The sequence below is a fragment of the Nostoc sp. DedQUE07 genome, assembly GCF_034530975.2.
Taxonomy (GTDB): Bacteria; Cyanobacteriota; Cyanobacteriia; order Cyanobacteriales; family Nostocaceae; genus Nostoc.
Map to the genome: position 1 here is coordinate 1 of NZ_JAVRCC020000057.1, position 16684 is coordinate 16684.

20 protein-coding genes and 1 tRNA gene are annotated in these 16684 nt (G+C 41.3%); 10 read left to right on the plus strand and 11 right to left on the minus strand.

What is annotated here, in order from left to right; translation table 11 throughout:
• Window positions 1-116: 116 nt before the first annotated feature.
• Window positions 117-1544 (minus strand): DUF2252 domain-containing protein, encoded by a 1428-nt coding sequence (locus RMZ95_RS28595; protein ID WP_322683678.1) that lies wholly within the window; start codon window positions 1542-1544, stop codon window positions 117-119.
• Window positions 1545-1676: 132 nt separating this feature from the next.
• Here RMZ95_RS28595 and RMZ95_RS28600 point away from each other — a divergent pair, with 132 nt between their 5' ends.
• On the plus strand, window positions 1677-2357 hold the full coding sequence (locus RMZ95_RS28600; RefSeq protein ID WP_322683679.1) for a RibD family protein: 681 nt from the start codon (window positions 1677-1679) through the stop codon (window positions 2355-2357).
• Between the two features lie 116 nt (window positions 2358-2473).
• Here RMZ95_RS28600 and RMZ95_RS28605 read toward each other — a convergent pair whose 3' ends face one another.
• The 3 genes from RMZ95_RS28605 to RMZ95_RS28615 all read right to left on the minus strand — a co-directional run bounded on the left by RMZ95_RS28605 (window position 2474) and on the right by RMZ95_RS28615 (window position 3591).
• The gene (locus RMZ95_RS28605; RefSeq protein WP_322674861.1) at window positions 2474-2824 is read right to left on the minus strand and encodes a histidine triad nucleotide-binding protein; all 351 of its coding nucleotides are present in this window, start codon (window positions 2822-2824) and stop codon (window positions 2474-2476) included.
• A 277-nt stretch (window positions 2825-3101) separates the two neighbouring features.
• Window positions 3102-3175 (minus strand) — tRNA-Pro (locus RMZ95_RS28610).
• Between the two features lie 50 nt (window positions 3176-3225).
• Complete coding sequence (locus tag RMZ95_RS28615) at window positions 3226-3591, minus strand: DUF1818 family protein (RefSeq protein ID WP_322674860.1); 366 nt, start codon at window positions 3589-3591, stop codon at window positions 3226-3228.
• A gap of 278 nt (window positions 3592-3869) precedes the next feature.
• On the opposite strand from RMZ95_RS28615, the gene RMZ95_RS28620 reads away from it, so the two are divergent.
• From RMZ95_RS28620 to RMZ95_RS28630, 3 genes are all read left to right on the plus strand, one after another.
• Window positions 3870-4046: a hypothetical protein gene (locus RMZ95_RS28620; protein ID WP_322683680.1), complete on the plus strand. Its 177-nt coding sequence runs from the start codon at window positions 3870-3872 to the stop codon at window positions 4044-4046.
• 254 nt (window positions 4047-4300) lie between these two features.
• Window positions 4301-5542, plus strand: a complete 1242-nt coding sequence (locus RMZ95_RS28625; protein ID WP_322683681.1) for an aminoglycoside phosphotransferase family protein — start codon at window positions 4301-4303, stop codon at window positions 5540-5542.
• Between the two features lie 101 nt (window positions 5543-5643).
• The gene (locus tag RMZ95_RS28630) at window positions 5644-6732 is read left to right on the plus strand and encodes a T3SS effector HopA1 family protein (protein WP_322683682.1); all 1089 of its coding nucleotides are present in this window, start codon (window positions 5644-5646) and stop codon (window positions 6730-6732) included.
• Window positions 6733-6907: 175 nt separating this feature from the next.
• On the opposite strand, the gene xth is transcribed toward RMZ95_RS28630, so the two are convergent.
• Window positions 6908-7690, minus strand: coding sequence for an exodeoxyribonuclease III (gene xth / locus RMZ95_RS28635; protein ID WP_322674857.1), 783 nt, complete (start codon window positions 7688-7690; stop codon window positions 6908-6910).
• 456 nt (window positions 7691-8146) lie between these two features.
• On the opposite strand from xth, the gene RMZ95_RS28640 reads away from it, so the two are divergent.
• The 3 genes from RMZ95_RS28640 (at window position 8147) to RMZ95_RS28650 (ending at window position 10588) form a co-directional block, all read left to right on the plus strand.
• Window positions 8147-9217, plus strand: a complete 1071-nt coding sequence (locus RMZ95_RS28640) for a glycosyltransferase family 4 protein (protein ID WP_322683683.1) — start codon at window positions 8147-8149, stop codon at window positions 9215-9217.
• A 55-nt stretch (window positions 9218-9272) separates the two neighbouring features.
• Window positions 9273-9458 carry a hypothetical protein gene (locus RMZ95_RS28645; protein ID WP_104909358.1) on the plus strand — a complete coding sequence of 62 codons (186 nt, stop codon included), beginning with the start codon at window positions 9273-9275 and terminating at the stop codon, window positions 9456-9458.
• 107 nt (window positions 9459-9565) lie between these two features.
• Window positions 9566-10588, plus strand: coding sequence for a zinc-dependent alcohol dehydrogenase (locus RMZ95_RS28650; RefSeq protein WP_322683862.1), 1023 nt, complete (start codon window positions 9566-9568; stop codon window positions 10586-10588).
• On the opposite strand, the gene RMZ95_RS28655 is transcribed toward RMZ95_RS28650, so the two are convergent.
• Together RMZ95_RS28655 and RMZ95_RS28660 are read right to left on the minus strand one after the other, a co-directional pair.
• Window positions 10585-11022, minus strand: a complete 438-nt coding sequence (locus tag RMZ95_RS28655) for a hypothetical protein (protein WP_322683684.1) — start codon at window positions 11020-11022, stop codon at window positions 10585-10587. The two genes, RMZ95_RS28650 and RMZ95_RS28655, sit on opposite strands and share 4 nt — an antisense overlap.
• The gene (locus RMZ95_RS28660) at window positions 11003-11455 is read right to left on the minus strand and encodes a Panacea domain-containing protein (RefSeq protein WP_322674854.1); all 453 of its coding nucleotides are present in this window, start codon (window positions 11453-11455) and stop codon (window positions 11003-11005) included. The genes RMZ95_RS28655 and RMZ95_RS28660 overlap by 20 nt, the downstream gene beginning before the upstream one ends.
• Before the next feature lie 167 nt (window positions 11456-11622).
• Between RMZ95_RS28660 and RMZ95_RS28665 the strand changes: the two genes are divergently transcribed.
• Window positions 11623-12387, plus strand: coding sequence for an ABC transporter ATP-binding protein (locus RMZ95_RS28665; protein WP_322674853.1), 765 nt, complete (start codon window positions 11623-11625; stop codon window positions 12385-12387).
• A 65-nt stretch (window positions 12388-12452) separates the two neighbouring features.
• Here RMZ95_RS28665 and RMZ95_RS28670 read toward each other — a convergent pair whose 3' ends face one another.
• Complete coding sequence (locus RMZ95_RS28670; protein WP_322683685.1) at window positions 12453-12983, minus strand: orange carotenoid protein N-terminal domain-containing protein; 531 nt, start codon at window positions 12981-12983, stop codon at window positions 12453-12455.
• Window positions 12984-13199: 216 nt separating this feature from the next.
• On the opposite strand from RMZ95_RS28670, the gene RMZ95_RS28675 reads away from it, so the two are divergent.
• Window positions 13200-13577: a hypothetical protein gene (locus RMZ95_RS28675; protein ID WP_322674851.1), complete on the plus strand. Its 378-nt coding sequence runs from the start codon at window positions 13200-13202 to the stop codon at window positions 13575-13577.
• Window positions 13578-13722: 145 nt separating this feature from the next.
• On the opposite strand, the gene RMZ95_RS28680 is transcribed toward RMZ95_RS28675, so the two are convergent.
• Together RMZ95_RS28680 and queG are read right to left on the minus strand one after the other, a co-directional pair.
• On the minus strand, window positions 13723-14358 hold the full coding sequence (locus RMZ95_RS28680) for an HAD-IA family hydrolase (RefSeq protein ID WP_322674850.1): 636 nt from the start codon (window positions 14356-14358) through the stop codon (window positions 13723-13725).
• Entirely contained in the window at window positions 14333-15307 is a 975-nt protein-coding gene (gene queG, locus RMZ95_RS28685; RefSeq protein WP_322683686.1) for a tRNA epoxyqueuosine(34) reductase QueG, read from the minus strand. The genes RMZ95_RS28680 and queG overlap by 26 nt, the downstream gene beginning before the upstream one ends.
• Before the next feature lie 238 nt (window positions 15308-15545).
• Between queG and RMZ95_RS28690 the strand changes: the two genes are divergently transcribed.
• Window positions 15546-15977 (plus strand): ketosteroid isomerase family protein, encoded by a 432-nt coding sequence (locus RMZ95_RS28690; protein WP_322674848.1) that lies wholly within the window; start codon window positions 15546-15548, stop codon window positions 15975-15977.
• A gap of 281 nt (window positions 15978-16258) precedes the next feature.
• Here the strand turns inward: RMZ95_RS28690 and RMZ95_RS28695 are convergent, their stop codons facing one another.
• Window positions 16259-16684: an anti-sigma regulatory factor gene (locus RMZ95_RS28695; protein ID WP_322674847.1), complete on the minus strand. Its 426-nt coding sequence runs from the start codon at window positions 16682-16684 to the stop codon at window positions 16259-16261.

The window sequence follows — 16684 nt, forward strand, 5'->3', positions numbered from 1 at the left end:
AGTCCCCAGTCCCCAGTCCCCAGTCCCCAGTCCCCAGTCCCCAGTCCCCAGTCCCTATTTTTAAGGCAAGTCTGATGTACAATCAGGTGAATTGATTAGAGCAATTATTTGATGTTCTAGTAGAGTTTTACCCCTTGTTTATAAGCATCTATAAAACTCCTGTAGTCATATTCGACTTGAGTTGCATAATCCACAGCAAAGTTAAAAATTTCGTCTTTGAATATAGCTTTATTACCACTTACAATATCAGTTACTTCTTTGTCAACGCTGACAGGAATAATCGCAGCATCATAGTCTCGATCGGAGATTGCATGGTTTTTGGCAACCACCTTCCCTGCGTACCCCATCGCATCCATGAATTTTGACTTACTGGTTAACAACTTATAGTCAAAGTCCACTTGGTAGGGTGATTTTTCACGCACCATAAAGGGGATGCTACTGACAGTAGTATAACCAACCAAGGGATCGAGATTGGATAACATCGCTTTCGTAGTGATTGTCACCCTTGCCCCTTCTTGGTTTCCGTAGACTGAACTTGGCAGCAGACCTGGAACTGCGATCGCCACTGCGCTACTGCCTTCCTGTTTCATCTCCAAAATGCGATCGTCGTCGGTTGCTGAACTTGGCCCCTCAATCAGCAAGTAATATCGGTACTTCCCAAGACTACCAACACCTGAACCTAATTTAAGCCGAATGTCCTTGAGGGTATAGTAACTGTCGTTGTAGCGCTTACTGATAGGAATTGAGGCGATATAGCTGCTCATAGCCCCAGCAATATCAGAATAGGTGCTGCTGGATACAGGCTGGAGTTCTGAGGCTGTCTTGAAGAGACGATTGTTACTGTTATTTAGCACTGTATACTTTTTTAAAAGCTTAGAACGGCTCTTATCTGATGCCTTTTGAATCAAATCTTTGACTACACCGTTCGTATTGCTGGATTCTAAACGGTATGACAGTTCATCATTGCTTCCCTTAAAGTCATTCATCTTGTTGAGGTAAGCATCCAAGAAGTTTCGCACAACATCCTCAGCATCCGTTGAATTAAAACCATTCTCTTTAGCTACCAACAAAATAGAGATTGCCATCCGTCGCAAGTCCCAAACGTAAGGGCCAAGATAGCCTTCATCAAAGTCGGTGGTGTCAAAAACGTTGTTGTCTTTGCTATCTCTTATCGCTCCAAGATTTTGCAGATGCATATCTCCTTCTAACCAGATGGCTGAGGTTGAAGAGTTTACAAATCGTGAACTTGGTAAAGTCTGCATATCACGATAAAAAATGTGAGCCGTCCCCCGATAAAAAGTGAAAAAGCTATCTTTAGCTGTCATCTTTTGCATTTTCGTTGCCAGTTCTTGAGGCAATTGAGAAGCAAAGGGATGATTATATTGGTAAATTTCATTCACCACCCAACTTGAACGGGGAGTTGCAGCTTGAACTGGAGATGCAAACCCCAAAATTAAAATTAAGACAAATACGACGATTGCAGATATGTGGTTAGGCATGATAGTTTCTAAGGCGTAAAAAAACTCTTGTGTAGAGAGAATCATTCAACAACAGTTTTTTACCACCTTGAGCCATACTTAACAAAGTGATTTAAAGCACAATGCAACAACTATTCACTCTCAAGTATGGAGAGGATTCAAAAAGGTAAAATTATAAAGAATCGTTACAACATAATCATGTCAACCATCCAAACAACTGTGGTTCTGGCGATGACGGCCGATGGAAAAATTAGTGCCGTAGATCCGAAAGCGCCTCGTGAACCCAATGTAGTCGATCATGCACACTTGGAGTATCAAGTCTCTCTTGCCGATCTATTGCTGGTAGGAGCAGGGACAATTCGGGCTGAGGGGGGAGCCTTTACAATTAGCGATCGCGAACTGTTGGCAGCACGTGAGGTTCGCGGCCAGTCTCCTCAGCCGATTACTTGTGTTGTTTCAGGTTCCCTTAACTTATCGCCGGACTTGCCTTTTTTGAGTCAGGACATTGAGCGATGGATATTTACCACACGGACTGCTTTAGAGCGCAGTTCTGATACAACAACTTTGCAAAAACTGGCTGAATTAATTGATTTGGGAGATACAGACCTGGACTGGGATCGGGCCTACACCTTGATGGCAGAGCGGGGTATTCGCAAAGTTGTTGCTTTGGGAGGTGGCTCTTTAACAGCTGCTCTAGTTCAGGCAGGGCGAATTGACGATTGGTGGTTGACCATTTGGCCGCTCATTTTTGGGGGAAAGCACGCCCCTAGCCCAGTGGAAGGAGAGGGTTTTCTTCCCTATGCTGCTCCTCATCTAGAACTTATAGAAACTCGTCAGGTTGGAAGCGATCTGTTTTTACACTACCGCACAGTCAAGTGAAAACGCGCTGCCAGAATTTGGCACTACGATCCTTGATACTAGAAAGCAGGGGCAAAGGGGTGCTTTTGCCCACAATTTGACTCAGTTTGTACCTTTTACCCTACCCCTGCCTCTAATCAACCAGGAGGCCAATTTAACTGCCGTCCTCCCAAGATATGCAAATGTAAGTGATCGACTGTTTGACCCCCGTCATCACCAGCATTGATGACAACTCGATAACCATTTTTTAATCCAGCTTCTTCTGCAACACGTTTAGCAGTTAACAAAAGATGCCCCAACACAGCATGATCCTCAGATTCAGCCTCAGCTAGTGTTGCAATGGGTTTTTTGGGAATGATGAGGATGTGAACGGGCGCTTGGGGATGGATGTCTTTGAATGCTAGGGCTAAATCATCCTCATAAACAATATCAGCGGGAATTTCCCGACGAATGATTTTGCTGAAAATCGTTTCTGTAGTTTCACTCATGCCAATCTACCTACTAATCTGCTAGAGATTTTATATTAAGTCCGCCTAATTACTTATCATTGACAAAATTTGATTGTGCGGGTAATACCATTTTGGATTTTAGATTTTGGATAGTGAAACATCCATTGGATAAGTGTTTCAGTTTTCCATCTGTCGCAATCATTTTTCAAATTGGTATAACATCCCTATTTACTGTTCGGTTAGGTTTTTTCAGGAAAAAGCTATGAAAAAACCTGCTAATCTTTGAAAAAGACTAGCAGGTATGGCTTATCATCAATCGGAGCGGCGGGATTCGAACCCACGACCTCCACTACCCCAAAGTGGCGCGCTACCAAGCTGCGCTACGCCCCGGTCAGAATTCCTATTATATAGCAAAACTGTAGGATAATCAAGAGGCAATTTTAAAAAACCTTAAGCATCCCACTAGCTTGCAGTAAATCTGGAACAGCAGAAGCATTCCATTTACCTTCTACACATCGCCCTGTATTCAAGATGAAGCGCAGACTGTAATCATCAGGATAGCCTTCCACTTCCATCCATAATAAATCGCTTTCGGCTTCACAAGTAATTTTTTCCTCTTCCATCAATTCAGTTGCGAGTTGCTTCATGGTGTCTGCTAGCTGTGCTAGTAGACGACAAAAATCATTTAACTCGGCTTCGGTTAACTCAATTGCCCAATCATCTGTACCAACTAAACCTTTAAACTCAGGTGTATCGGGGTTCCAGCCAATACGCCAACCCAATCCGGTTTTAACAACGCGTTCCATTCAAAGTAGGCTTGTGCATTCTCAGGTTAAAGTTTTAAAAGTTATCCGCCAACTAGTAATCACAAATCATACTTGAAAAATGCCGTGTTTCAAGCTTGACAAAAGTACACTTACATAAGATGTGCTCATGTAGGCTTTGTTTGCGATCGCCCATAGTCATCTACAATTTGTAGGTGACGAAAATAACGTGATAACTAGCTTTCCAGACATCAATTCTGAAAATTAAATCAAAAAATAATTACTAATTGCTAAAAAACTCCGGTTTTTTTGGCTTTGTGATGATAAATAAAAGTAATACTGTTGAATCACGTGCTTCGTACCGCGAAGGATTACTGAAATTCTTCGCTGCTTTCAAGATGACTACTAAACATCAAACAACATCTGCTACCAATCAGTTTTTTGCTGGGGATGCTTCTTTGCCACAAAAAAAGGCTCTACCACAAAACCTACTCTAGATGTATCTAAGTAACTATGCTGATAAAGTGTAAAGATGTCACGGTATCTGGCAGCCAATTTTAAAGGAATCGCAAAGGACTTGGTGCCAATTTGGCAAGTTTTTCTCCAAAATATGAGATATTAGTAGATTGTAGAAATCTTTATTCTTATTCACATCTCTCTTCTTGCATTAGTTCCTATCTACTAAAACTCTTAAGACCAAGCAAATTTGACACGATAAGTTTAAGTAATTTAATGAAGTAGGAAATAATACATGGTATTATCACTGTCTTCTCATAACGTTATCCAGTATCTGCAAGACGCGGGTCTGTGTAGCTCAGAAGATGGCCCATCAGACAAATCTGAGTTGCCAGGAAGTAGTCAGAACAATTTCAATTTACTAGTGACTTTAGCAGATAATCACCAACTGCTGATTAAACAAGAACGTAACGTTAACAACAATGACGGCGCGCCTCATGAATTGTTTCAGGAGTGGCTGTTTCACCAGTTGTTACAACAGTTTCCAGTTCTAGGTAATACTTCAGCAATTGCGCCATTGGTAGTGCATTTTGACGAAGAAAATTCAATTCTTGTCCGTAGCTACTTGAATGAATATCTAGAGCTTGCAGAATTATACCACAACAATGAGATTTTTCCACAAGAAATTGCTTCTGCCATCGGCATAACTTTGGCGGGACTGCATCGCGCCACCTACAATCGCCGAGAATATCAGGATTTTATGGCAACTGCTCCCCAAGGAGAGTTTCGCTACGGGTTTTACAATCCAGCGCAAGGGGTAGGGTCGATTGGGCCGGAGATTTTTGCGACCGTTCCCACGGATGCACTAAAATTCTATGTTCTTTATCAACAGTACGAGAGTTTGTCATCTGCGATCGCAGATTTGGCATATAGCTGGAATCCTTGTTGTTTAACTCATAACGACCTGAAATTGAACAACATTTTGGTTCATTCCAGATGGGAGCAATTAGACAATTGTCTTATACGACTAATTGACTGGGAAGCTTGTTCTTGGGGAGACCCAGCCTTTGATTTAGGAACTTTACTGGCAAGCTATTTAGGAATTTGGCTTAAGAGTCTGGTAGTAGACCCCACCATTGAGTTAGAAGAATCTCTACATTTGGCGTTAACACCGTTAGAGATTTTACAACCTTCAATTATTGCCTTAATTAGGGCTTATATAAATGCTTTCCCGATGATTTTGGAATACCGAAGTGACTTTATTTCGCGCGTTATCCAGTTTGCGGGGCTGGCACTAATTCATCAAATTCAGGAGATGATTACGTGCCGGAAACACTTTAATAATGCTGAACTCTGTATGCTGCAAGTAGCTAAAAGTTTACTTGTAATGCCAGAGCAAGCTGTACTGACTATTTTCGGGATGTCAGAGTCAGAAATCCTGAATCCTGTGGCAAAGATTCATAAACTTCCTCAGCCTGTCAAAGAGCAGCAGTTACTTCGGATTTATTACGAGAAAACTCGGCTGCGTGGTTGTTAGCAGTAGGGAGTAGAACAATTTGAATCAGAACACACAATTCTGAATTCTGACTCCTGACTCCTGAATTCTATTTTATTACAGTTTGATTTCTGAATGGATTAATGCTAAATTCCTCTATCAATCAATCGTTAAATTCTCTATTTGATATTGCTCAGAATATCCAGATTGAGTCTAATTTTTGTATTTACCATCCCAATTATCAACCCTTTGCTCTGCCGACTAAAATAGCCGATAGATTTCAGCAAAATTCCGTAGATTTACAACAGAAGTATCTCACTCTCCTGCTGCGAAATTTTCTCTATGGAATCTATTACAATGGCTCACTGCAAAGTACTTTGGCAGTCAATACTGATAATACTAATCAACCGCAAAAGCATAATTTAGCAGATAATTCTATTTTGGAGATTGATTGGGACTTTTACGAGCAACTGCACGCCAGTAATCACGGCATAGGTTACTTTGACCCTCGATGGCAGGTGTTGCGGAAAGAACCTGATGGGACTATGGCTGTGACTAAAGGCGGTTTAACACTTTATGTTGAGCCAGATTGTCATCTAGAATCCAGTAAGAAATCTACCAAAGTGGGTGATATGGTAGCAATCTGGATGCCCAAAAATCGACTGCAAAATGGCTGTTACTTAGCAGTTAGCAATGTTGGACAGGAACGGCAAAGCAACCCAGACGCCGATTTAGGAGCAGGGCGAATCTACTTTAACTTTACGGCATCTGGTGCGATCGCTCTCATGGAAAGCTTGACGCTGCAACTAAATGCAGCCTCGATTCCCTTTAGCTTTCAAGTTCTCCACAACCCCTCTGCATACGGACGCTATGATTCGGGGCTACTTTACTTTGAACTCCCCGACTATCCAGCAATCCGCAAAATCCTTCAGACTGTTTATATCGAAAATCAATTTCATTTCCAGCCCGAAATTCCTTTGTTTACCAAATTTTTAGCTCCAGGGTTAGGTTTAGCTGAGGAACCAACCCAAAAATTTGCAGCACAAGAAAGTTTTGGGATGAACCGTTGCCAAATCGTCGCTAATGCTTTGTTGGAAGCTTGGCAAAAAGGTAAAAATGCAATGGAGGAGCGGATGAGGACGATTGACCAACACTTTGCGCGGCATCTAATAGATTTGCAGCGTCCTTATCTCAATCCCAGTTCTGAGGATATATATCAGCCGTTAAATTGATTGATTAATTGGGGATTGGGCATGGGGCATGGGGCATTGGGCATTGGGCATTGGGCATTGGGCATCGGGCATCGGGTATGAAGATGAGGGATAAGGGAGTATAGAAAAAGTTACAGCAAGTTTTTCCCCAATCCCCAATCCCCAATCCCCAATCCCCAATCCCCAATCCCCCAATTTAAAATTCCACAATAACTGGCACATGGTCGCTAGGTTGAGTTAACTTTCTGGGTGCGACATCAATAATGCAACTTGTAGCACGCTCATATAGCACGGGTGTCAGATAGTGGTGGTCAATTCGCCAACCTAAGTTACGACGAAAAGCGGCGGAGCGATAATCCCACCAACTATAATTTCCACCCTCTGTGGTGAATTTGCGAAAAGCATCGGCAAATCCCAATTTCAGAATATCCCGTAAGGCTTGGCGCTCTGTTTCTGTTGCCATAATGTGATTTTCTGTACTCACTTGCTCGTGAATATCTTTATCTTCCAAGGCGATATTGAAGTCGCCGCACACACAAATTGCGGATTCTGACAACACCAGCAATCGCAAATACTCGTGTAACGCTGTTAACCAACGCAGTTTGTATTCGTATTTCTCCGTTCCTACTGCTGCGCCATTAGGAACATATAAGTTTACAATCCGCACGCCATCAATTACACCTGTAATCACGCGCTTTTGCTCGTCCCATTCGTGATGTAAATCTGGCAAAATCGCCCTAAACCCGCTACTGACATTTAGAAGTGGCTGGCGGCTAATCAGGGCTACGCCGTTATAAGATTTTTGCCCTGACATATAAAGGTTATACCCTAACTGCTCAAAAGGCGATCGCGGAAATTCAGCATCCACAACTTTGGTTTCTTGCAAGCAGAGAACATCAACAGGATTTAGGGTTAACCAATCGATAACCTGTTCCAGGCGAGTGCGAATTGAGTTGACGTTCCAAGTAGCGATTTTCATTAGTTAATATCAGAATTTTTGTAAATTACTAATTACAAATTATGTAATTATTGTACAATTACTTAATATTTATATTTTCTGTTATTTTTCCCAATTACCTTTAAATGAAGCTTTAATGGCTTGATCCCATTGAATATTTTAGTATTGTCAACTACCAAATATTCAATTTTGTAAGTTCTGCTACAAAACATTCTACCTCTTTATGATCCCCAAGACAGATGCAACAAATAATAGGTTAGCTATACGGTTAGAAGTGTAGCTCAGAGTTGACTTTTGCCGATAGTCAGTTAGATTTGTTGGCAGAAAATTTGCGGTACGGTTAACCTTTATTGCGCTTTTGATAGCCTGTAAGGTTAATTTAAATGTCAAAAGAGTAAGTACAAATGCTCTTTACTCATAAAATAATGATCTAGCTCATTATTGAGGACAATTTCATCGACTGAACCAGAAAAACTTATGAAAATCGCTCAAGTTGCCCCCTTATGGGAAAGGGTTCCACCTCCTAATTATGGAGGAATAGAATTGGTAGTGAGTCGCTTGACTGATGAACTTGTTCGTCGCGGTCATGAAGTAACTTTATTTGCCTCTGGTGATTCTCAAACTTTGGCTAACTTAGAAGCAGTTTATCCACGTGCATTACGCTTAGACCAAAATGTGAAAGAGTATGCAGTGTACGAAATGCTAGAACTAAGCCAAGTTTACCAGCGTGCCGAGCAATTCGATATCATCCATTCTCATGTAGGGATTTCGGCGTTACCTTTAGCGAGTTTGATAACAGCAACTGCTACAGTCCACACCCTGCACAATAATTTTACAACTGACAACCGTCACGCATTTAGCTACTACCAAAAGCAACCATACATCAGCATTAGTAACTCGCAGCGTCAAATTGACCTTAATTATGTTGGCACGGTTTATAACGGAATTGAGCTAGCAGATTACCCATTTGTAGCTCAACCCTTAGAACATCCATATTTAGCATTTTTAGGCCGTTTTTCGCCAGATAAAGGCCCGCACCATGCGATCGCCATTGCTAAACAAAGTGGTTGGCGCTTGAAGATGGCAGGAAAGGTTGATGCAGAAAACTCGGAGTTTTTTGAACAAGAGATTGTCCCTCACATAGATGGTGAGCAAATCGAATATCTCGGTGAAATTAACCACGCCCAAAAAACTGAACTTCTGGGTAATGCTGCGATAACTCTTTTCCCCATCAGCTGGCAAGAACCTTTTGGTTTAGTAATGATTGAATCAATGGCAGTTGGTACGCCAGTAATTGCCATGAATTTCGGCTCCGTACCTGAAGTTATTACCCACGGTAAAACAGGTTTTATCTGCAATAGCTACGCAGAAATGGCAGCAGTGATTCCACTAGCATTGGAACTCAATCGTCAAACCTGTCGAAAACATGTAGAAAACAACTTTAGCGTTAGCCAAATGGTTAACGGATATGAAGCTGTTTACAGACAAATTATAAAAGACCGCATAGAATCGAATGGCCGCATTCATGCAGCTAACATTCAGTTTTAATCAACTGCTTTTTTGACTTAGTTTAAAACAACAATTTTTTAAGGAGGACATTGGTATGAGTACGAGAGCCAACACTTGCCCATGCTGCGGTGGTTCCCTCCTGCGTCATGCCCGTCATGGTGAACTATATTGGTTTTGCCTATCGTGCCGACAAGAAGTACCGCTGTTAACTGCTACTCGCCTGCCTAATGTGGAAACCCGGAACACCGGTGTGGTTCCCCAGCCAGCGGTGAATACCTAGTTTTTCAATATATAAAACTTACTAAAAATCAATACTGATTTCGTTTAAACCTATCAATAAGCGCCAACTGGTAAAATCGGATGGAGCTAGTTAATAGGTTTAAAGTTTTGTTAGCAGCGTTACTTTATGGTCAAGAAGATTTACGTCTAGAGGAAGTTTCTGACCCTACTCCGGCGGCTGGAGAGGTTGTAATCCAAGTGGGGGCTGCAACAACTTGCGGTACAGATTTGAAAGTCTGGCGGCGTGGTGGTCATGCCAGGATGCTGATACCGCCAACCCTGTTTGGTCACGAAGCGGCTGGGCGAATTGTTGCTATGGGTGCAGGGGTGACAAATTGGCAAGTAGGCGATCGCATCGTCGCTAATAATTCTGCTCCATGCACGAATTGCTTTTTTTGTCAACGTCAAGAATATTCTTTATGTCCAAATTTGACCTGGAATAATGGGACTTTTGCCCAATACTTGAAAATTCCTGCACCGATAGTAGAACATAATTTGTTGCAGATTCCCGATGAGTTGCCGTGGGAATTGGCAGCCATGACGGAACCTTTGGCTTGTGTGTTGCATGGTGTAGCGCGTTCTAATATTAAGCCCAAAGATAAAGTAGTCGTGTTAGGAGATGGGGCAATCGGGTTGATGTTTGTGGCGGCGTTGAGTGAGACAACTGAGGTTTTGCTGTGGGGAGGTAATAACCACAGACTAGAAATTGGTCAGAAATTGGGTGCAACCCAGACCTTTAATTATCATCAAATCCCGGATATTCCCAGTGTAGTGAAAGAACTGACCCAAGGATGGGGCGCAGATGTAGTAATTGAAGCTACTGGTGTCCCAAGTGTTTGGGAAACTGCGATCGCTTGTGCCCGTCCTGGTGCAACAGTCAACTTATTCGGTGGATGTCCACGGGATACCAGCATTACCGTCAGTACAGAACAGCTACACTATAGCGAACTTACCCTCAAAGGCGTGTTTCATAATACACCAGAGTATGTGCGATCGGCCCTTGCACTCATAGCTAGTCGTAAAATTCCCTTTGAGTTACTTATTAGCGAACAACGACCATTAAAAGATTTAGAACAGGTGTTTTCTGATATGAAGGTGCGTAAAGTAATTAAGGTAGCAATGATTCCTTAATTTTTTGCAGGGTACAGCAGATGATCTAAATCTAGCCAAACAATGTAGAAAATCTCGTCAATAAAGAACCCATGAACCCTACCATGTTCATTTGAGGAGATGGAAAACTGATATGGTATGTCAACTAATTGTTCTTCATTTGGCAAACCAAATGCCCTCTCGCTGGTATCTTCCCACTTGATGGGATGACACCTGAGCGTACTGCTACGATTTACTAACAACTCTTGAGCCGTTAGGCTAGATAGAGCTTTTAACCGATCAAGCAAGGTCAGCCAGTAGATTATTTCTTTTTGGCTACAAGAAAATTTGCTGTTACTGTCCTGATAATATTTAAACGAAAAGCTGATGCCTTGAGTTGGCTTCAGCTTTGTTGCTCTAATACCTGATGTGCCGTCTTTGGCAATCTCAGTCTTCTTAATCCTTTTCTTCGACACGAGATCCGTAATACTCCTTCATCCACTGTTTCTGAATAACTTCGTTGGAAGCTTCATCAAGTGGTAGATTTCCTCTAGCCAAATTCCAGGGTGTCTCGGCATGAGTCATCTGCTCTAGTTCATAACCATCACAAGCAAAGTATTCGTGTGCAACCTCATCTAGAAACTCTTGAACCTCTTGGGGTAATTCTGGGTTAACATCTTCTAAAATTGGTTGCCATCCAAAAAGCCTATACTTCTGGTACAACGCAGGTATCACAGGGCCATGTATCCAGGCTTGAAAATCCTCTGGGAATAGAGGAGTGTCATTGAGTGCAAGATGCCAAGCCTGAGCGTAGTACACAAGCTTTTGCAGCTTTAGATTACTGATAAAAGAGCCTGTTTCATTTGCTAACCAGATAAAGTAATCTGCTACGTTAAAACATGACAACACTACAAGCACCCCCTTCAGTATGCTAGATAATAGTTAGCTTTTATTTGCTCTAATACATCACCTTACAGAGTTATCACAGCAAGAGCTAGGAAGAATTTTTCTGCTTCTTATAGTCTAATTGAGCGATCGCTATAATTGCGTCTCTACCACCTAATAACTAAATCCTTATGGCAAACACTATTTCAATTACCGATTCTCTAGTTCCTAATCCCGTCCCGAAATCAACAATTATTCGTTTGGAGAATATCTTTAAAGTATATGGCAGTGGCGAAACTGAAGTTAAAGCACTTAACGATGTAAATTTGACTATCCACGAAGGTGAATATTGTTCAATTATGGGGCCGTCTGGTTCAGGAAAATCCACAGCTATGAATATTATCGGCTGTCTAGACAGACCCACAGGTGGACATTATTACTTAGATAATATTGATGTGGCGCAAATGGATGATAAATCCTTGGCACACATCCGTAATAAAAAGCTGGGGTTTGTCTTCCAGCAATTCCATTTATTACCCCAACTCACAGCATTAGAAAATGTGATGTTGCCAATGGTCTATGCTAGTGTGAATCCGAAAGAAAGAAGCGATCGCGCAACAGAAGCCTTGACGCGAGTTGGTTTGGCAAATCGCCTCAACAACAAACCAACTCAACTATCTGGTGGACAACAACAAAGAGTAGCGATCGCCCGGGCGATCGTCAATCGTCCCGTAGTACTCCTCGCCGATGAACCCACAGGCGCACTTGATTCGCGCACAACCCAAGAAGTTTTAGATATTTTTGGCGAACTCAATGCCAGTGGAATTACAGTTGTCATGGTAACTCATGAACCAGAAGTTGCCCGTCAAACCCAGCGCATCGTTTGGTTCCGTGATGGTCAAGTAGTACACTCCAACCTTACCCCAGCCGACTTGAGTCAGTTAGCTGTCTCGTAGGTTCTTAAAGTCCGCCTGTGCGGACTTTAGTTTGTGTAACCGCGATTTCTAATCGCCAAAGCTGATTACAAACTTGACGTTTTTCCAGTTTCTGCTTGCGTTGCGATCGGCTTAACATCGGTGTAACCCAATTCACCAGATATTGTCCGAAACACTGAAATTTGCTCTTCAAATTCTAATTTTTCAATTTGCGAAAGCAAATCATTAATTTCTTTAGTTGGCTGGTAGGTGCTTGGTAAATCAACCACCTTATCTCCCATAGCTACCGCCCAAGCATACCAAACTAACAGTTGATTGTTCTCTTTTATTGCCCCATAAGCACGGGAATACTCTGTGTCCTTACGGTTGACTATATCCCGCATAATTGCCAGTTGCTCCTCATCTGACAACTTAAAATAGTCTTCTGATAAAATTGGTGATAGTTCTGGTTCAGCAGCAGCAGGAGCGGCTGGAGTCACAGAGTCACCCATTTTTTTATAAACAAAATAGAACCAAGCTAGTTTAGCATCGGTGTCTAAGGCGTTAAACGCATCTACCAAGTTTTGAGTTTCATTGCTCTGGGCTTGAGAAATATTTTTATCGTAACTTGCAGTCATAAATTTGTTTCCAAAGAAATTTTACAGGCCAAACTAAGGGTTACCAAAATTTAAGCATCAGATTCTACTACCAATAGAAAGAGTTAAATTAATTAAAAATTGTCGATTTAATCTACCTTTTAATAGAGGTAAAAGTCTCCCCCAAGAAGCGATGAAGCAGCACATTACTTTGCTATAATTTTCCCAGCAATAAAAAATTTACCTAAGGTTTTAATTATGCCTGATGAAGAAGTGAAGCCAAATTTAAATGAAGCTTCCACCCAGGATGCCCAATTAGCTGCTGATAGCATAGCTAGTGGTGAAGAAGAAGCGCCAACGGTGGATTTTGATGCTGATTATGCAGCTGCACAAAAATTCAGCGTGAGTGAAGTTGACCGCACAGGTAAAGGTGCAGCAGCAGCCGAAGCAGCCACTGCACCTAACCAGAAAACCTCTCAGCCACAACAAACAAAAACTCAAACGCAGTCAACTGGTAATCCTGATGATTTTCTAGAGTCAGCAAAGGAAGTTGGCAATTCTCCGGCTGAGGGTGTAACTAATGTTAGTGATGATTTAGTAGAACAAGCTTTGGAAAAGGGTGAACGGAAAAATTAGTTTTTCGTGATATCTTGCTATTTTGTAAGATGGGCAATGTCACAAAATAAAAGAATTGAAACTATCGCCATTGGGAGACATTGCCCACTCTACTTTTTTGCTCAATTGTCAATTTTTAAAATTATCACTATCGATTTTTGACTATTTAACGACTGTTCATCACTTCTAGTAGTTCGCTAGGTTGCTGAATTAAATAATCTGGATTTTGCTTGGCTAGTACTTCCGGTGAATTAAAGCCCCAAGTGACTGCAATCACTTGGATATTTGCTTTTTTTGATGCTTCTATATCTCTGGTTTCATCTCCAACATAAATAACCTCTTGAGGTTTGAGTTGCTTTTGCCTCAAAACATTATTTATAATAGTTGTCTTGCCAAAAATTGTAATTCCTGAGTAGATAAAATCAAATAGGTGATTTAAATCATTGATTGTGAGGAATTGCGTAACATTTTCTTTAGAATTAGAAGTGATAATACCCAGTTTATATCCTTGATTTTGGAGTTCTGTTAATGCTTCCTTAATACCCAGAATTGGCTTTAATTCTGGTATTTTATTTTTTAATTCCCCTTTAACTTGTTTAACTAGAAAAGGGATCTTAAATAGAGAAACTCCTGAGTACTTAATGATTTCCCTAGATGTTAAGCCTTTGAGAAAGGCTAATTGTTCTGGGCTTATTTGTTTATAACCAAAGTCTATAGCTAAACGATTAGCAATACTTACAAGGGCATCTACTGTATCAGCAATTGTGCCATCAAAATCAAAAATAATTACTTTCTGGGTCATTCTTCTGCTTGGATGCGTCAAGATTAGCTAGGGCGTTGCGTCGTAACATTTCTGGCTTAATCCGCCGCAAGGCAGATGCTGGAAATCGTTTATCCCACTCCCGATCTGAGATTTGGGCTAATTCTAGCAGGTGGGGAGCAATATTCACTGGATTTGGCTGAAACTCTTCAATATCAGTTGTTTGGGAAAAACGTTGATTCCAAGGACAAACATCTTGGCAAATATCGCAACCAGCAACCCAACCTTGCAAATGAGGTGCGATCGCCTCTGGCAATTCTTTGTCCCGATTTTCAATGGTATGATAAGCAATGCAGCGATTAGCATCGACAACAAAAGGCTGAGTAATTGCACCTGTGGGACAAGCCTGAAGACAACGAGTACAGGTACCGCAGTGTTCTGTGTGTGGGCGATCGCTCTCTAATTCTAAATTGGTCAACACTTCTCCCAAAAATACCCAAGAGCCATATTCTGGTGTAATCACATTACCATTCTTGGCAATCCAACCAATTCCGGCAAGTTGAGCCAACACTTTATCTTGCACCGGGCCAGTATCTGCATAATAAAGAGCCAATACGCCTGGATCGAGTGATTTTAGCCATATAGATAGCTGCTTGAGTTTTCTATGCATCACCTTGTGATAATCCCTTCCCCAACCATAACGGGAAATTTTGGCGTACTCCTCACTTTCAGGACGTTGATGTGGTGTGTAGTAATTCAGCGCTACACACACTAGCGATCGCACCTCTGGCATCACTAAGCGGATATCCTGACGCTTTGGATTAGCCATCCATTTCATATCAGCGTGATAACCTAGTTCAATCCATGCTTGCAACCTCTGCGCTTCTGTGGCATTTACCCGATCTACAGCAGTAATTCCAACTTTGTGAAAGCCCAACTCGCTGGCTTTTTCTTTCACCAGACTGCTGCTCGTTACAGAATACTGATTCATTTTTTTTATCTGGATTTTGCCCAAATAAAGGCGTTTTAATTATATATGATCTAGCTATTACCTTTAATTAAGATTTATTAAATGCTCATATGTAGCCTGTCTTAAACTGCATAGTAGTTCAAAACTTCCATCGTTAGGAAGATTTATTAATATGTAGCAATCTATTTCAATAGCGGCTTTTTTTTTACTTATTTTTGTATTGAAATTAATATTCAGATACCATAATACAGGTAATTTTATGACCTCTGCTGAATTTATATCGCCAGCGCAGTTTAAAGAAGAATTCCAGATTGAAGGAATTACAGAACCAAGTGTACTGCGTTATTTTGAAACCTTAAATGCAGGAGAATTTGAGGCAACTGCTGCCTTATTTGCGATAGATGGTGTGATGCGTCCGCCATTTGAATCTGATATTGTCGGGACAGATGCGATCGCAGCCTACTTAAAACAAGAAGGTCAAAACATCAAAGCTTACCCGAACACAGGAATAGCCGAGACTTTAGAAAATGGAGATATCCAAGTCCAGGTAACAGGCAAAGCCCAAACTTCCTGGTGTAGTGTCAATGTCTTGTGGCTATTTATCCTCAACCAACAACGGCAAATTTCTTATACTAGAATCAAACTTTTAGCTTCCCCGAAAGAGTTACTTACTTTACGTCGTGAAAAGTAAATAGCGAATAACTAAAAAGAGCAAAATTTGAAACCAATATTTATCACCTACTCACACAGTATTTATGGCTTTCTCCTAACTCCTGAGTTTTGAATTTTGAATTCTTCCTCATAAATGCATGACTTGAAAAATAGTAATACCAATTTAAAAAAAGAATGCAATAGATATATACGGACATACCTTTGTTATGTCTGGCTTTCTTAATGCATGAATTTTGTTAGCGTCGGCGGCAAGCGAGTCCGTGAGCGTCATCTTGAATTTTGAATTGGTATAACTTTTGTCTATCGGACTAATTCAGGTAAAGTAGCTTCTAACTTCAGACAGTTGGCACCATTAACCTGCAACTTGTAATCTACTTTATCCATGAGACGATTCATAATCAGCCAACCATAACCACCTTCTTGCTTTTCCAGCGGGTTTGGAGCGTAGTAGTTAGACATGTCAAAGCCTTCGCCGTAGTCCCAAATTTCTAAGGCAAAATCCCGGTCTTTCACTTCTAAACGCAGTAATATGGGTAAATTTGGTTGATCCTTGTGGGCATGACGGACTGCATTAGAATAGGCTTCTACTAAAGCCAGTCTCAAACGACTTGATTGCCGCGACCAATCCACAGATTCCCCTAGCTGAATTTTCAAACATCCCAACAACCAGTTTTCAACAATATTGAGAAAATTCAAATCGCTTGGTACATGAAGCTCACTTTTCAT

What these genes read in the sequence shown, in the direction of transcription:
- RMZ95_RS28595 (WP_322683678.1), bottom strand. Translation starts at nt 1,544, where the DNA reads ATGATTCTCTCTACACAAGAGTTTTTTTACGCCTTAGAAACTATCATG.
- RMZ95_RS28695 (WP_322674847.1), bottom strand. Translation starts at nt 16,684, where the DNA reads ATGAAAAGTGAGCTTCATGTACCAAGCGATTTGAATTTTCTCAATATT.
- xth (WP_322674857.1), bottom strand. Translation starts at nt 7,690, where the DNA reads ATGAAAATCGCTACTTGGAACGTCAACTCAATTCGCACTCGCCTGGAA.
- RMZ95_RS28665 (WP_322674853.1), top strand. Translation starts at nt 11,623, where the DNA reads ATGGCAAACACTATTTCAATTACCGATTCTCTAGTTCCTAATCCCGTC.
- RMZ95_RS28600 (WP_322683679.1), top strand. Translation starts at nt 1,677, where the DNA reads ATGTCAACCATCCAAACAACTGTGGTTCTGGCGATGACGGCCGATGGA.
- RMZ95_RS28605 (WP_322674861.1), bottom strand. Translation starts at nt 2,824, where the DNA reads ATGAGTGAAACTACAGAAACGATTTTCAGCAAAATCATTCGTCGGGAA.
- RMZ95_RS28630 (WP_322683682.1), top strand. Translation starts at nt 5,644, where the DNA reads ATGCTAAATTCCTCTATCAATCAATCGTTAAATTCTCTATTTGATATT.
- RMZ95_RS28690 (WP_322674848.1), top strand. Translation starts at nt 15,546, where the DNA reads ATGACCTCTGCTGAATTTATATCGCCAGCGCAGTTTAAAGAAGAATTC.
- RMZ95_RS28615 (WP_322674860.1), bottom strand. Translation starts at nt 3,591, where the DNA reads ATGGAACGCGTTGTTAAAACCGGATTGGGTTGGCGTATTGGCTGGAAC.
- RMZ95_RS28620 (WP_322683680.1), top strand. Translation starts at nt 3,870, where the DNA reads ATGATAAATAAAAGTAATACTGTTGAATCACGTGCTTCGTACCGCGAA.
- RMZ95_RS28640 (WP_322683683.1), top strand. Translation starts at nt 8,147, where the DNA reads ATGAAAATCGCTCAAGTTGCCCCCTTATGGGAAAGGGTTCCACCTCCT.
- RMZ95_RS28675 (WP_322674851.1), top strand. Translation starts at nt 13,200, where the DNA reads ATGCCTGATGAAGAAGTGAAGCCAAATTTAAATGAAGCTTCCACCCAG.
- RMZ95_RS28680 (WP_322674850.1), bottom strand. Translation starts at nt 14,358, where the DNA reads ATGACCCAGAAAGTAATTATTTTTGATTTTGATGGCACAATTGCTGAT.
- RMZ95_RS28645 (WP_104909358.1), top strand. Translation starts at nt 9,273, where the DNA reads ATGAGTACGAGAGCCAACACTTGCCCATGCTGCGGTGGTTCCCTCCTG.
- RMZ95_RS28625 (WP_322683681.1), top strand. Translation starts at nt 4,301, where the DNA reads ATGGTATTATCACTGTCTTCTCATAACGTTATCCAGTATCTGCAAGAC.
- queG (WP_322683686.1), bottom strand. Translation starts at nt 15,307, where the DNA reads ATGAATCAGTATTCTGTAACGAGCAGCAGTCTGGTGAAAGAAAAAGCC.
- RMZ95_RS28670 (WP_322683685.1), bottom strand. Translation starts at nt 12,983, where the DNA reads ATGACTGCAAGTTACGATAAAAATATTTCTCAAGCCCAGAGCAATGAA.